Consider the following 15903-nt stretch of genomic DNA (forward strand, 5'->3'; position numbering starts at 1 on the left):
TACCCAGCAAACCGAAGGTTTGCGATTGAGACAAGGCGAAGCCGCAGGCAATAGGGGCGTACGACAAGGCGAAGCAACGACGTGTCAATGGTTGTGTTAGTGGTTCTTAGAGCCTGAATTCGGTGCAGATACAAAAAAGGCAGCCTCAGCTGCCTAGTTATCAGAATGCCGCTCAAAATTGTGGTTTACAACTTCCACCAGCCCACCATGCCCAGCGCTGACAAAGCCCACATCAACATTAGCGCATGGCGGCGCCACTGGGGCTGAGAACGCAATACTGTATAAAACATCAGGGCACACAGAACAGCTACCAAACCTGCCATCATTGGCAAAGCCGCCATCAAGGCATTTACACGCTCAGCGCCAGAGCCGGTGTGATGCATGGTGGCCATCAATGCCAAAGGCAGACAGCCACAAATGGTCAGCGTGAATGCCGCCAGCACATAAGACCACCCATAGGTCAGGCCAAAGAAGGTCAAGGGTGAGGCGGCGGGTTTCATGCGGTGAATACCTTTACTGTTCTGAAGCTGCTTAATGGCTTGATTTTAAAGCGCGCACAGCTATCAAAACATCGCTGCACCAAGCTGCCTTAGAGCAATCAGGGCCTTGCCTTCACACGTGCAACAGCGCAAATGTCTCAGCCTCCTCACCGCTTGCACACACGCTCAGGAGAACAGTCGGGCAAAGAAGCCTTTACGCTTGTGCTTGGCCTCCAGTTCCCGCACGATCTGCTCTTTCATCTGCTGCTGACTTGTGCCCTTGCCTGTCAGACGCTGATAGCTTTTGACAGCATCCACATAGCCGTGGTCCTCATTGCGGATGTGATTGAACAACCAACGCGACAGCATCCCGTGCAACTCATTGGCTACGTCCTCGCCAGCTTCGAACCGCGCTTGAAACTCACCCACTCGACGCGTAAAAAGTTCATGCACGCGTTTATGTGGGCCAGAAAACATATAGCCGGCCTCTTCGATCATGCTCTCTTCAAAAGCGAAGTGCGACAGCGTGTAGTCCACGGTTTCGTTGATCACCTCACCCAATACATTGCGATCAGGCGTTTCGCGCAACTCATAGAGGCGGTTGATGTAATCAACGATTCGTCGATGCTGAACATCGATCTCATCAATACCGGTGTTCAGTTCGGGCATCCACTTCAAAATAGCCATAGCGCATCTACCTTCTTTATACGTAGTTGTATATAGTAAATACGCTTAAAAATACTTGTGCATCAATATGCGGCACAGGTGATTTGGATCAATTCTATACTGCGTGATTTACATTTTTTGTTGCAATAACGTGGTTGCCTGCACACATATTGATAGTGCATCAACTTTCTTGCTAGCTATTTGCCCACAAAAAACCCTTCGTCATATTTGATACGGCGCACAAGAAAATGCCCGCATGTTGTAACAAGCACGCATGCTCGGCGGCAAAGTCTCCCCCCCCTGCTCCACCATTAAGCTTTGCATAAGTAGAAGTTTGAACAGCTTGTCGGTTCACCGCTCAGGCTTGCAGACCTTAGCTCTTACTAGGAGCCGCAAATACTACCCAGCAAACCGAAGGTTTGTGATTGAGGCGAGGCGCGAAGCCGCAGCCAGTACTGGCGTACGACAAGGCGAAGCAACGACGTATCAATGGTTGTGTTAGCGGGTCTAATCACGCTACATGCGACGAATTACCTTTATGGCAGCCTTCCCCCCACGCAGAAGCACAGCACACAGCGGTGTCAGCGCCACAAACACGCCTGTCAAAGGCCACCAATCACCGAGCCATGCAGCCTGCACCAAAGAACTGTCCAACGACACCAGCAAGCACGCAGCACACAACAGCAATGTGCCCAATACATAGGCCAGCCACATCAACAGTGCCAAACCTGGGCGTAACCAGCCCAATGCGCCCAACATGGCCGTCAGCCCAAAAGTAATCAGCGCCCCACTGATCAGTTGCGCATCCTCCGCACCGGCACTCAACGGATACAGCAATTCACCATCAGGCAATGCATGCATAGCCAAGCCCGTGCGTCCCGATGAATACAAATACATACCGATAAGCATGGCAATCAGGGAACACCATCCCGTTAATGCGCGCATAGACAAGCTTTCATTCATCTCAGGAGATAGTCAAATGTGTTGCACAAATCGCTGCGTAGCAAGCTATTGACTTGCTTGCGGGAGTCCGCCGCCCTATAGCTCCTGCTACCAAACGCTAGCTTGATGCGCTACCTCACAAGCAGATACCAAAGCCTGAAGCTACAGGTGGTAGCATGCCATGAGTTAAATATAACGTAGTTTAAATTAGCACTTGACCATCTATACATGCAGCAAAGAACCATCCAACGTGGCCGGCCAGCGGGTGCAACAACATTTGAAGAGAAACCAGCACGCGCGTTCGGAACAACGGTGCGTTCTATCAGAACTGCCCAGGGCCTTGCTCAAGAAACCTTGGCAAAACTTGCAGGCATCGAGCGCTCACATATAGGGAAAATTGAGCGCGGGCAGCATATGCCTACTTTGGCAATGATTCTAAAAATCGCCAAAGCACTAAATTTGAGTGCCGGAGAAATACTAACGGCAACAGAAAATCTGCTTGAAGATAAGAATAGCAATGAACAATCGAGCGATATCTGGGGCAAAGAAAATAAGGAAAATAAAGAAAATTCAGCATCAAACAAGAAATTAAAATCAAGAAACAACACTCCACCCACTATCGAACAACAAGCCAATCAGGAAACCCCCCCCTTCCTCAAATGGGCTGGCGGCAAAAGATGGCTGGTCGAGAAACACCCTTACCTCTTGAAAGTTGAGCACAAAAGATATATTGAGCCTTTTGTCGGAAGTGGTGCCGTCTTCTTCAATTTACTCCCAGATTCTGCAATTCTTTGCGATAAGAATGAAAAACTTATAGAAGTATATTCAGCGATAAAAGATGACTGGGAAAGAGTCGAAGAATTGCTTTTATCGCACCACAAAAACCATTCTGCGGATTACTATTATGAGGTACGTCAAAAAAGGCTTCGTACTCCAGCATCAAGAGCTGCACAATTCATATATCTGAATAGAACTTGCTGGAATGGCTTATACAGGGTCAACAAGAAAGGTGAATTCAATGTTCCCATCGGAACAAGACAAAATGCAATTTTATCGACCGATGATTTCGAAAAGGTATCCTTACATCTAAAAAATGTAGAGCTAATTTCTGGAGACTTTGAGATTGCCATCAGTAAAGCAGAATCAGGTGATTTTGTTTTTATTGATCCTCCTTACACTATCAAACATAACGATAACGGCTTTCTAAAATACAACGAAAGCATATTCTCCTGGGATGACCAAATTCGTCTTCGATATGCTGTTGAACAAGCCATATCACGCGGAGCAAAGGTACTAGTGACAAACGCATGCCATGACAGCATAAAACGCCTGTATGAAAACATTGGAGAAATTATTACTCTCGATAGAGCCAGCATCATAGCTGGCAAGTCTTCGGCCCGAGGAAGATACGAGGAGCTAGTTATCAAATGCTTTTAAATACAATGAATAACAACATCTTAATATTATTTATAAAATCTGTCACGTGTTATTTAAATCCCAATCAAAGATAGATCAAATTTCTCTTCAATCCCTCTTCACTTCCAATTCCGTTTCTCTTGATCCACTATGAATCAGCGCCACAAAAAAGTTATCGAATAGCAAACATAAAATCGGATATCAAAATTTACACCAAAGCCCTCAAGATTACTACAGGCTAATATTTGCACTCTCTACGAAGCAAATTGCAAATTGCAAATTGCAAAGTTCCGAGACTAAAACATGTTAATAAAAAATATTAACATGCTAGCTCATAGTTTATTTCAAGAGAAAATTTATCACTGCTGCTTAACAAGCCTCTTAAATGAAATTTACAGATATTTAACTTCAGATATTACATAACAACAACCGTTGTCAAGAGCAATTTTTTATTGGAACAAATTCATACAGTAGGTTCAGCGGAGCAAAAAAATCATTCCTGCTCCATCTGTAAATCACCGCTCCCGTAGCGCCTCTCTCGCCTTGTTGAAAGGTTTTATCAAATATTGCAGAATCGTTTTGCTGCCAGTGTGTATGTCCACTGTCGCAATCATGCCTGGGCTGATCGGGAATGTTTTTTCTCCACGCTTGAGGTGATCTGCCTCCGTTCTGATGAATACTCGATAATAGTACTGATCGCGCTTGACATCATCCTGAATGGTGTCAGGCGATATCATCACTACATGGGCAGGCAGCCCGCCATAAATGGAATAATCGTAGGCAGTAATCTTCACTGTCGCAGCTTGTCCAGGGTGAATAAAGGCCACATCGCGTGGAGAAATCCGGGCTTCTACCAGCAGCTTTTCATCAACTGGAACTATCTCCATCAGTTTGCCGTTGGGAGGAATTACCCCACCAATTGTGGTCACCGAAATATCCTTGACTACACCACGAACTGGTGAAGTTAAGGTTAACCGCGTGAGAGAATCGGCACGCCCACGCGTCACTTGGCGCAAAGACTCAATCTCGGCGTTCGCCTTGGCCAGGTCCTCACGCGCTTTCACCAGGTACTGGCTTTGCGTATCGGTAATACGCGTTTCCAGGTCATTGGCCTGCCGCCTCAGCCGAAGCACCTCCACATCACTGGCCGCGCCGCGCTGCACCAGAGGTTCCGTCAAAGCCAGCTCTTTTCGCACCAGACTGAGTGCCTGATTCAAGCCCGATAGCGTTCCCGACAATGAGGCTTTACGTGAGTTAAAAAGCGCGGTTTCCGAACGGACCAACTCAGCATCCTCAAGCACTTCATCCGGAAACTTCAGTGCTGTGCCATTCACTTCAGCAATGAGCCGCGCTGATGTGGCTTGCGCCGCCCTCAGTCGAACCATGCTTTCCTGAACCGTGGCCTCGCTCTTGGTTCTGTCAAGCTGCGCAAGAACCTGACCAGCCTGGACAATGTCGCCCTCCTTAACCAACATTTCAACCAGAATGCCCCCCTCAAGCGACTGAATCACTTGCTCATGACTTGAAGGAACCACCTTGCCTGAGCCCGTTGACACCTCTGCCAGCTCAAAGATGGCGGCCCATGCAATGAAGCAACCCAGCATCAGTGCAATGGTCCAGACCACCAGAAAAGCAGGATGAGTCTTCACCCTATTGGAAGGAGAGTTCACGGGTAAAGGTGCAGGTTTTGGTATGGCCGCGCCACCTTTGCGCATCACCGGAGCGCCTGTCACAGCATTGCCTTTGGCTTCGCTGGTGGACAGCTTTTTGTGCACTTGCTGCAATGGTGGTGATGAAGACGGCGTTGCTCCAGTTCCGGTGGAAGCCGCAGCGGGTTGCACTGAATGGCTATCTGCGGAAAGCATTGGCTCCAATCGTCCACCTGCACTTTTTTTGTCATGCTTTGCCATTTTTCAGCTCTCCCAATACATGCTCTTTCGGGCCATCCATGACCACACGACCTCCATCAATGATGATGATGCGGTCTACCCACTGCAGCACAGACATCCGATGCGTTGCCACCACGAGGGTACGCGGAGCAAGCCAGGGCAACATGCTGTCAATGACCTGGCGTTCAGTCACCTCATCGAAATGCGCTGTGGGCTCATCAAGTAGCAGCACTGAAGGCTGACGCAAGATGGTGCGCGCCAGCAGCAATGCCTGGCGTTGCCCGCCGGACAAGCCATGCCCCCCTTCTCGAATCATTTCGTCAAGCCCTTCAGGACGTCCCTGAACCAAGCTCAGCCCCCCCACCATGCGCAAGGCATCAATCAGCTCTGGATCTGTTGCCATCGGGCGGCCCATCACCAGATTCTCACGAATGGTTCCATGAAACAGATTGGCGCTCTGCGCCAGCAGTCCTACGTCACGGCGTACAACCGAGGGGTCAATCAACGATAAATCAAGCCCATCAAGCGAGATACTGCCTGAGGTTGGCTTGTGCATTCCCGCAAGCAATTGAAGCAATGTGGACTTACCTGCTCCCATGCGTCCCAATACCGCAACTTTTTCGCCTGCCCGGATGTTAAGTTTGGGCAATTCCAGTGCGGCTCGTTTAGCTTCCTCGGTGTACTGAAATCGCACCCCAGCAAGTTTGTACTCACCATGCAGATGTGCCACGTTCACCCTACGCGCGCCCTCCGGCACATCAAGTGGTCGGTCCATCAGTTTGTTGAGCCCTTCCCTCGCCACCTTGGCCTGCTGCCAACGTGCCAGCAAGCTGGCGATCTGTGCCATGGGAGCCATCATGCGCGATGCAAGAATCGAGCTACCCACCAAGGCACCCGTGGTCATCTCTGCGGTCATCACGTTATAGCTGCCCACCAGCAGAACCACAGCAAAAACCACACCTTGCAGCTCCTGTGTCCAGGTCATCAGCAGACCGGTCAGAAAGCGTTGACGCATTCCAATGTCCGCAGAAACCATATTCACGTGGTTCCACCGGTTCTGAAATCTTGGCTCGGCGCGCAGGCTCTTGATATCGTCCATGCCCTGCACGACTTCCACCAACATGGCGTTGCGCAACGCAGACTCACGCATACCCGCGTTGGCCAGACGCGCCAGGGGACGCTGCGCCAACAACCCTGGCAGCAGCAATAGTGGCAAAGCTGCAAGTGGCACCCACACCAACGAGCCTCCCACCAGCCAAAGCACGACAAGGAAAAGGAAGAAAAAAGGCAGATCTGCAGCAGCGCTTACCGTGGTGGAAGTCAGCAGTTCGCGCACCTGATCGATCTCTCTGATCTGAGCAATGAAGCTGCCCGTAGATTGGGGCCGCACATCGTTGCGAAGCCGCATTGCGCGTCCGAACACCACATCAGAAATCTGCAGATCTGCTCGCTTGCCCAATATGTCGATGATGTAGGAACGGCACATTCGCAGCGCGAACTCAAAACAGATCGCAACCATCACGCCACTGAACAAAATCCATAGAGTGGATTCGGACTGCGAAGGCACGACACGGTCGTAAACCTGCATCGAAAAAAGCATTCCGGACAGCGCCAGAATATTGGCAACAAGTGACGCCAGCAGCACATCACCGTATCGATACCAGTCTTTCAGAACGATTTTCCAGAACCAGCTGGGTCGCCACGGCTTGATGTATTCGTCCACACGTACATCTGGAATTTCTGCAAGCGGGCGCAGCAGAGCGACACGTGCGGCGTACTTCTTGAGTTCAGCGCTGTCGAGCAGCGTTTCCGTACCCAATTCCCCGCTGAAGGCAACACTGACCTTCTTTTGCGCATTGATGGTGCGCACCACGCCCACCCGGCCATCTGAAAGCTCCACCACAAATGGCAGACGCCACGCGTCTAGCATCGAGTTATCAAAGCGCGCAAGGCGCAGATTCAACCCCAGTTGCCGCGCCATCATTTCCAGCAAGGTCTCAATCGGTGTTCCTTGCTCCCACGCGAGCGCCACGCGCACATTTTCAGGAGAGGCACCAATTCCGTAGTGGCGGCTGACCATTAACATGGCGTCAAGCCAAATCGTATATTCCTTGGGTAATTCCATCTCTGGTCAGCTCCTGCTCGCGCCCGTAAGGTTCGCGATCAAAATATGGGTATGCAACGTGCTCAAAAACGCCAAAAACTGCTGCAGGAAACTCATGGGGAAATCTCCATGCCCTGGATCACCGTGTGGTTCAAGCCAAAAAGCTCACGCAGACGGCCTGTGGATGCGATGAACTCCAAGCGGTATTGCCAAAGGTCATGAAGAACGCCTTGTGCATCAGCTTCTGCTTGGTGAATTTCCTGCTCGGCGTTGAGCAAATCAAGAATGGAGCGCGTGCCCAATTGGTACTGCTCACGATATAGATCACGGACTGACAAAATGCTCTGACGGCGGTTTTCCACATCCGCCAGGCGTGACTGTGCGCCCACGGCCAGTTCACGCCATGCGCGAGACTGATCGCTTGCCAGCAACAACGTCGTTTCAATGCGTTCACGTGTCGCGAGCTCTTCGGCTGCCGCAGATCTGATCTGCGCATTCATGGCCCCGCCCTGATAAAGCGGCACGCTCACATTGACCATGATGGACCCGTAATTTCCGTGCCGATCCATCGTATTGGGGTTGACGCCATGAATTGCACGGTTACCCGAAGCATCCAGACTCACCGTTGGCAGTTTGGACGCCTTCGCCAGCGTCAATTGCATCTCTGCCGCTTGCCGCTCGGCCTGCGCAATCAGTACGTCCGGGAGCAGCTCAAACTCTGGTCGCTCTGTCACCCACAAGCTTTCCGACTGCAGGCCGGGAAGCACCTCCACAGGAGAGGCGCCAATCTCACCGACAAAGGTGCGCAACTTCTGTCGCCACTGAGCCAACTCAGCAGAAACCTGTCCCAAATAAGCATGTGCAGCCTGAACGCGCGCACGTGCCTGAATGGGGTCGGCCTTGGTACTCAGACCTGCATTTGCGCGAAGCTCTGAAAGTTCCAATACTTTTTCAACAGCCTCAACCTGCCCACGTGCAATATCCGTCAGTGCTTGATAACGGTGCACTGATAACGCGGCTTCGGCTGTCTGCTTGGTGATGGCATCAATCTCTCTGAGCACTACGGCCTGCTGCTTGCGAACCAGCGCTTCACTGCGATTGACCAGGGTATCCACCTTCCCAAAGTCGTAGAGCATTTGAGAAGCAGATACTGTTGCCAGCGTGCTTGAGCCATTTGTGCCATTGTTGCTACCTCCGCCCAAGCCGACCCGGACCTGTGGGAAGTAACCAGCGCGTGCGTAATCAACACCAGCCGCTTGCTGTGCAAGAGTCGCTACCGCGTCCGCAATGGACGGGTGCTGCTGCACGGCCAACTGCACTGCACGCTCCATGCGCAGCACACTGTCAATCTCCGATGCTTTTGTAGCCGGTTGACTGCGCGGCGCAGGCGCATTCACTTCGCGCGCAAGCGCCGAAGGAGCTAGCTGCCGGCTGAGGCGAAGGCGAAGTGGCTCAACCTCCTTCACTGCTGCATTCCAGGTCGTATCGCTCGCCGCGATAGAGACTTCCTCTAACGCAGACAAGGGGGTCGATTGCTCTGCTGTATTGATAACCCAATTTTCTGCAGCACCGGATCCATCTTCCACGCCGACAGCACTGCTCAAGGCTGCCGTTTGGGCAAGCACTGTTATTGGGGCCACAACTGCCAGGGAAGATATCGCTAAAAGCACTCCGGTACTCCCAAGCAATTTGACCCCATGCCTGTTCAGCAAGTTTGCTGATCCAGACATATTCATATGCATGAATTTATTTTTCATACATCTTCGCCATTTTTTATCAACCTATTCGTATTTATTTTCAATAAAATTTGAAATCAAAGATATTTACAGCAATACGGCCCACTGCTCCAGCAATGGCTGTAGTCACCACCGCATATCCAATCAAAATATCTTGATCAAATTATTTTTCTTTGCGTTTTACCGCCCTTACGCATAAATTTATTTCAAAGCGCAATAGTTAACACCACCATGCTTCTTTCATCATTGATGGAGTAATTTCATTTCAAAAACAAGAACACTAAAAATATCCATTCAAGAGAAGTGAAAAATTAACACTTCAACTTTCTTGTAAAAAACAGATCACACGTAATTGAGACAAAAGAATCCAATGTCGACATAAATATTTCTTTCATTATTAGTTTTTTAAATAACTTGATCTGATCAGATTTAAAAAATTGAACGAAAATACACTCATCGACATTCGCGCCGAAGAGTGTATAAGTATTGGAGCGGTTCTTGTAGACTTGCGAAGTGGATTTGATTTAACTCAAATCCACTTCCTGTTCATCAAACAAGTGTTATCTGGTGGTTGGCCAGCAATGTGGCCAGATCAGTCTGGACCCCATTCAGCGTCAGCAGCGTGGTGAAGTCCTGGCCGCTACCACTGCGATCGATTTCCACCAGCGTGTTGTTACCCGAGATTTCCACCTTCAAGTAATTGCTGATCGAGTCACCCTCGTTAATCGTTGCAATGCCGTTGATGTACTTGGCGGCATATTCACCATTAACCGTCGGTGTGTACCCTTGCAGAAGATCGCTCAGATCAATGCGGTCCGCGTTGGCAGTGGCCTCCCACGTTCCAACCTTGAATCCGTTCACAACATCAGTACCGTTGCCTCCAGTAGCGTCAGCAGCATTGAGCAACTTGTACATCAAGGTGTCGTTACCACCATTGAGAAGATTGAAAGTGTCATTGCCACTGCGACCTTCAAAGTAGTTGTTGCCGCTGTTATCAGTGAACGTGTCATTGCCCGAGCCGCCTGCAATACCTTCAATGTTCTTGAAGGTATGCGTGCCAAAGCCAGTGTTCTGAGGCGCAGTCAGTGACAAGTCAACAGTCAACGGTGTGCTGCCTGCCGCTTTGTAATCAACGATATCAAGACCGCTATCGTTACTCCACGCATTGACACCCGATACCTCCACCGTTCCACCGCCACCAGTGTAGATGTCGACACCCTTGGTCGCGAAGAACGTATCGTTATAGCCGGTACCAATCACACCGTTACCAACATTTGCATTATTGGTTGCATCGGTTGCTTCAGCCGTCAAGACATACGCGGTGTTAGCTTCTGCAGCCTTGAGACCACCCCAATTGGTATTTACAACCTCAACAGTGTTGGAGCCAACGTTGCTCACTCCGCCAACGTCTGACGATGCACCTCCAATGTTGCGCAGCATGACGACACTGTACGTAGTGTTGGCATTCAGGCCATAGAAGTCCACAAGTGCAGAACTATCATTGGTCTGATTACCCGATTGCGGATTGATGATCTGCGTGCTCACGACCTTGCCCGTTTTATCGTCAACCAATTGCACCGTATTGCCATAGAAGGCGTTGATGCCATTTTGGTCAACGATGCGGACATGCAAACTTGTGCCGCTGGCAATTGATGACTTATTTTCCACATAAGTCGTATCACCCTTCTGAGTAAAGATCAGCAAATCGCGATCTCCGTCCCAGTCAATGTCTGCGGCAATAGCGCCAGTGACTGCATTGTTGTTGGCATTATTGTCCCCCACCCAGTTTCCAATCGTTGTGGTTCCGCCGAGCAGATTGGTTGCGCTGCTGAAGGTGATCGTAGAGTCGTGGGTGGTGTTGGTATAAAGCGCGACGATATCCTTGTTTTTCGCAGCGGTCATACCACCTGACTGCCCCATACCTGGCAATTCAATGACGTCCATCTTGCCGTCACCATTCCAGTCCACGGCTAAAGATGCACCACCGGCAATGGTATCGCCGAATTTGTAGACACCCGACGCAATCGGCACACCGATGCCATTGTTGGCTGCGCCAACGGCCGCATCGTTAAACGCCAACTTGCCAGTACCGTCATTCAGGTAGATACGGCTTTCCCACTCTGCGTTAGTGTTATCAGCACCACTTGAGCCACTAGTAAAGTTCTCATCACCGCGAGCCAGGAACAAGTCCATATAACCATCACCGTTATAGTCTGCCCATGTCATGGAAACAGCATTCGCAATACCTGGGTCATCGTCACCACGCTGGAACACACTGTCGACGATTTGAGTTGTCATCCAGCTACCGTCTCCCTGGTTGCTAGCCACCACCAAACGGTTCTGTTCAAAAGAGCTTACAGACCAGTCCCCACCATTACCTCCAATTTTGTTATTGTCGCTAGTAGCATGGAAGACCAGATCTACGGTACCGTTGTTGTCCAAGTCCACGCCCGATAACTCCATATCAGGTTGCATGTTTTCCCAGTTGGTCGTTCCTACATTGTTATATGTGTATGCCTCGTCCGCATAAGCACGGTCCTTGATTGCATTAATCCGAGTACCGTCAACGTTCATGACAATTGCACTGTCATACCCCCCGGGAGCACCCGGATCGTATGGTGTCTGATCGCCATATGCAACATCGACATAGCCATCACCGATCTTGTCGAAGGCGACCACCCCACCGAACCAGCACCACGCGTTTGCACCAGCATTGAGCTCGTTATTCTGGGAAGTATCCGAGCCCATATTCAGTGCACCAATCTGTACTGCCGTCCATGTACCGTCACCGTTGTTAAAGAATGCCTGTTGGCCACTTTGGTAAGTGCTGTCCAATCCCAGAAAGTCCATATCTCCGTCACGATCAAAGTCCATGAAGGTACCGCTCATGACCCGGTTTTCACCGTTGTAATCCCCAGCAGTCCGCTGGCTGACCATCTTCGTCACACTGAAGCTACCCAGTTGGGTTGCATCAGTACCACTACCAATCAGCATTGCCTGGTTGGTATAGATCTGCCAGGTTCCGTCAGCACTCACAGTGTATGCGGTTGCCTTTTCGTGAACGGTTGCATTGCCAGCACTCACCGTCACATCAGGCGTTGCTGCAACAGAGAGATTTCCAGTACCGTCAGTGATGACTGAACCGTTCGCCTCCTTCAGAAACGCCTGCACAGCGTAGTTATTGATTGGCAGAGCGTGGGTAGCAGGGATTTGCACGTACCATGTGTTGTTCTGTGGATCGACCACCACGTCACCTGTCTTGGAGCTGTATGTCACTCCATTCACAATGACTTCAAGGTATTCACCCGGCTGGATTTCAAAGCCCACCGAGCCGCTGATGATTGGCGTTGTATCGAGCGTGTTCTGCGACTGCACCACCACTTCCAAGTCCACCGTGATAGCCAGCACTGCAGCAGGCCCCTCGTTACCGGCTGCATCAGTGACCTTGGCAGTGAAGGTGTGCTTGCTTCCATCCAGAAGGACTGCAGGCAGATCGAACGTCCAGCTGTTCCCAACAAGGGTCGCTTTACCCAAAAGGGTTGTTCCCTCATAGATCACCACTGTATCGCCTGCATCCAGCGAGCCACTCACTACACCCTTGAGTTGAGGCGTACGGTCATCGGTGGCTGTTCCTGTACCAAAATCTCCCTGGCTTGCACCAACGTTGTCGAAGTACAAGATGGTCGTCGTCGCTGCAGGCGCTGTATTGTCCACAGAGAGCGTAAACACGGCAGATCGGTCACCTTCCGAGCCAGACGAGCTTGTGACGACGGCCTGATAGCTGTAGGTCTGACCATTTTGCAAGACACTCAAATCGAACGTCCAGTCCGTACCCGAAACCGTGGCGACACCCAGCAACGTATTGCCTTGATAGATACGCACGACCTCATCTTTGACCAAATCTCCGCTGAGCTTGCCGTTCAACACAGGCGTGGTGTCGTCTGTAGTTGTACCGGTTCCAAAGTTGCCAATACGCGTACCAAAATTGTCCGCATAGCTTTCAATGGTTGCGGTAATGTCAGGGACTTTGGTGTCTACAGTCAGAGTGAACGGTTCCGAATAACCAGCCGAACTCAGGTTACCCGCAGCATCTGCCACCACCGCCCTGAACGTATGCGTACCGTCCTCAAGGGCCGTTGGCATATCAAATGTCCAGTTGGCGGCAGTCACCCTGGCTGTTCCGATCAACCTATCGCCCAGGTAGATCTGAACGATGTCGCCAGCGTTCAGGCTTGCCGTCAATGTTCCTGACAGCATGGGTGTTGAATCGTCGGTCAAGCCAGCAGGGAAGTTACCCGTCTTGCTGCCCACGTTGTCGTAGTACGTGTTGATAGTCGCACCAATGTCCGGACCATCGGTATCGATAGTGAGCCCAAACTGGTTGGACACGCCACCTTCGTTACCCACGGCATCCACCACGCGTGCCACATAGGTGTAGGTGCTGGTGTTAGCCAGACCATCTAGCTCGAACGTCCAGGTCTTGTCGGTGACTGTTGCATTGCCCAGGAATGTGCTCACCGAGCCCACTACCTGATAGACGCGAACCAGTTCACCCGTAGCAAGAGGTTGTGTCAAGGTGCCGTTGAGCACTGGTGCCACATCGTCCGTCTTCGTGCCGTTGCCGTAGTCGGCCTGCAGGCTTCCTACGTTGTCGCTGTAGCTCACAATGGTTGGCACGAACTGCGGCGGTGTTGTATCCACAGTCAGTGTGAACGCATCGGATGCCTTGCCTTCAATACCGGCCGCGCTTGCCACACGTGCAGTGTAAGAGTACGTGTTGCCATCGGTCAGACCAGACAGCTTATATGACCATGTCGAACCGCTAACGGTTGCTGTACCAAGGAATGTGTCTCCTTGATAGATGCGCACCGACTCACCGTTCGCTAGCGCGCTGCCCAGCGTACCATGCAGCTCAGGCGTTGTGTCATCCGTGGATGTACCCGATAGGAACTTATCTTGATAGGCCCCCACATCGTCAAGGTAATAAGCGATCTCAGCGGTGTTGGAAGATCCATCTCCATTCACGTTCAGAATGAACGAGTTGGAGTAACCGCTACTGCTCAGATTGCCAGCCTTGTCAACCACAATGGCAGTGTAGGTGTACGAGCCGTTATCAAGGTTGGACAGCTGGAATGTCCAGTTACCCCCCAGAACTTCAGCGTTACCCAGCAGAACGCCATTCTGATAGATCTGCACGGAATCGCCCGCATTCAGGCTGGACTGCAAAGAGCCGTTCAACACCGGATCGCGGTCATCCGTGGTCGTGCCCGACGCAAGCGCTGGGCCTTGTAACGAACCCACATCATCAGCATAGCTGGTGATCGTGGTCCTGATATTCGGCGGCGTTGTGTCTACCGACAGAATGAACGAGTTCGACAGCGGTCCCACGTTGCCAGCGGCATCCACAATCTTCGCCACGTATTCATAGCTTGTTGCATCTGCCAGGCCACTGAGTTGGAGCGACCAGCCCTTGCCAGTCGCATCAACCTCCGCCACGCCCATCAGCACGCTATCCGAGCCCACAACGCGGTAGACGCGAATTTCTTCGCCCGCAGCCAATTCCTGCGGCACAGTGCCGTTGAGCACAGGATCGATGTCATCCGTAGACGAAGCGTGATGGAAATCACCCTTCAGGCTACCCCTATCGTCGGTATAGGAGACGATGGTTGGTGCAAAGGCCGGAGGTGTCGCATCCACAGTCAGCGTGAATTCATCGGACTTCAAGCCACCGTTGCCCGCAGCATCGAAAATCACGGCACTGTAGATGTGCTCACCACTGGCCACTGCACTGAGTTGGTAGCTCCAGGTTCCACCGCTAACGGTTGCTGTGCCAATGTAGTTGCTGCCTTCAAAGATCTTGACCACATCGCCGACTTCCAAGCCGGCCACCGAACCCTTGAGCAGCGGAGACGTGTCATTCGTGGTTGTGCCAGCAGCGTAGTCACCTACGTTCGGTGCCGCATCATCAGCGAAGGAAGTGATCGCGATTGCGTAATCGTCAGGATTCGTTGGGGGAATCGAGTCGAGTTTCACCAACGCCTGGGCACTGACCGGGTTACCCACCTGATCTGTCACCTCTGCCTTGATCGTAATGTTGCCCTGCTGCAGCGTACCAAGGTTTGCAGCGTTAGCTGTCCAAGCATTGTTGATGATCGTCGCAACCGAAGTCACGCTGTTCACACCATCTGTGAACGTGACCGTCACAACACAGCCATTTGCAATGTTGCCTGTGGTTCCGCTCACGACAACGCTACCGACTTCCGCAGCATTCACCACGTTGTCCCCGGCAATATTGCCGTTGATCCAGATGTTGGAAACTGTTGTCGATACCGTATACGACTGGCTGGTCAGCAATGTGGAACTGTTGCCCGCAGCATCGCTGAGGGTGGCCTTGACGTCCACCTTGTGATCAGAGTCAGCGCCTAGCGCTTGCCCTTCCACCACAACACTCCATGTCGTTCCGGTAACGATTGCTTCATAGTCCTTGCCATTCAAAGCAACAATAACTTTGGTTGCAGTCACATCTGAAGGAACGCCTGTCAAAGTACCGGTCAACGTCACAGATCCTTGCAACTCCGTCGCGTTGACAACGTTGTCCGCAGTCACCGAGTCCATCTTCAGCTCGGCAGCGCTCAGGTCCGGCGCTGTCGTGTCCAGCACTATCGTGTGTG

8 protein-coding genes are annotated in these 15903 nt (G+C 51.3%); 1 reads left to right on the forward strand and 7 read right to left on the reverse strand.

Annotated features, from left to right (window positions below; all coding sequences use genetic code 11):
* Positions 1-185: 185 nt before the first annotated feature.
* The 3 genes from QEP11_RS10325 to QEP11_RS10335 form a co-directional block, all read right to left on the reverse strand.
* The gene (locus QEP11_RS10325) at positions 186-500 is read right to left on the reverse strand and encodes a hypothetical protein (RefSeq protein ID WP_284336570.1); all 315 of its coding nucleotides are present in this window, start codon (positions 498-500) and stop codon (positions 186-188) included.
* Positions 501-665: 165 nt separating this feature from the next.
* The gene (locus QEP11_RS10330) at positions 666-1166 is read right to left on the reverse strand and encodes a bacteriohemerythrin (protein WP_284336571.1); all 501 of its coding nucleotides are present in this window, start codon (positions 1164-1166) and stop codon (positions 666-668) included.
* Positions 1167-1661: 495 nt separating this feature from the next.
* Entirely contained in the window at positions 1662-2108 is a 447-nt protein-coding gene (locus QEP11_RS10335; RefSeq protein ID WP_284336572.1) for a hypothetical protein, read from the reverse strand.
* Positions 2109-2315: 207 nt separating this feature from the next.
* Between QEP11_RS10335 and QEP11_RS10345 the strand changes: the two genes are divergently transcribed.
* Complete coding sequence (locus QEP11_RS10345) at positions 2316-3524, forward strand: Dam family site-specific DNA-(adenine-N6)-methyltransferase (RefSeq protein WP_349816771.1); 1209 nt, start codon at positions 2316-2318, stop codon at positions 3522-3524.
* Between the two features lie 494 nt (positions 3525-4018).
* On the opposite strand, the gene QEP11_RS10350 is transcribed toward QEP11_RS10345, so the two are convergent.
* The 4 genes from QEP11_RS10350 to QEP11_RS10365 form a co-directional block, all read right to left on the reverse strand.
* The gene (locus tag QEP11_RS10350) at positions 4019-5413 is read right to left on the reverse strand and encodes an HlyD family type I secretion periplasmic adaptor subunit (RefSeq protein WP_284336573.1); all 1395 of its coding nucleotides are present in this window, start codon (positions 5411-5413) and stop codon (positions 4019-4021) included.
* Complete coding sequence (locus QEP11_RS10355) at positions 5400-7517, reverse strand: type I secretion system permease/ATPase (RefSeq protein ID WP_284336574.1); 2118 nt, start codon at positions 7515-7517, stop codon at positions 5400-5402. The genes QEP11_RS10350 and QEP11_RS10355 overlap by 14 nt, the downstream gene beginning before the upstream one ends.
* A 92-nt stretch (positions 7518-7609) precedes the next feature.
* Positions 7610-9019, reverse strand: coding sequence for a TolC family outer membrane protein (locus QEP11_RS10360; protein ID WP_284336575.1), 1410 nt, complete (start codon positions 9017-9019; stop codon positions 7610-7612).
* Between the two features lie 762 nt (positions 9020-9781).
* Positions 9782-15892: an Ig-like domain-containing protein gene (locus QEP11_RS10365; RefSeq protein WP_284336576.1), complete on the reverse strand. Its 6111-nt coding sequence runs from the start codon at positions 15890-15892 to the stop codon at positions 9782-9784.
* Positions 15893-15903: the final 11 nt, after the last annotated feature.

This window comes from Comamonas halotolerans (genome assembly GCF_030162935.1).
Classification (GTDB): Bacteria; Pseudomonadota; Gammaproteobacteria; order Burkholderiales; family Burkholderiaceae_C; genus Comamonas; species Comamonas halotolerans.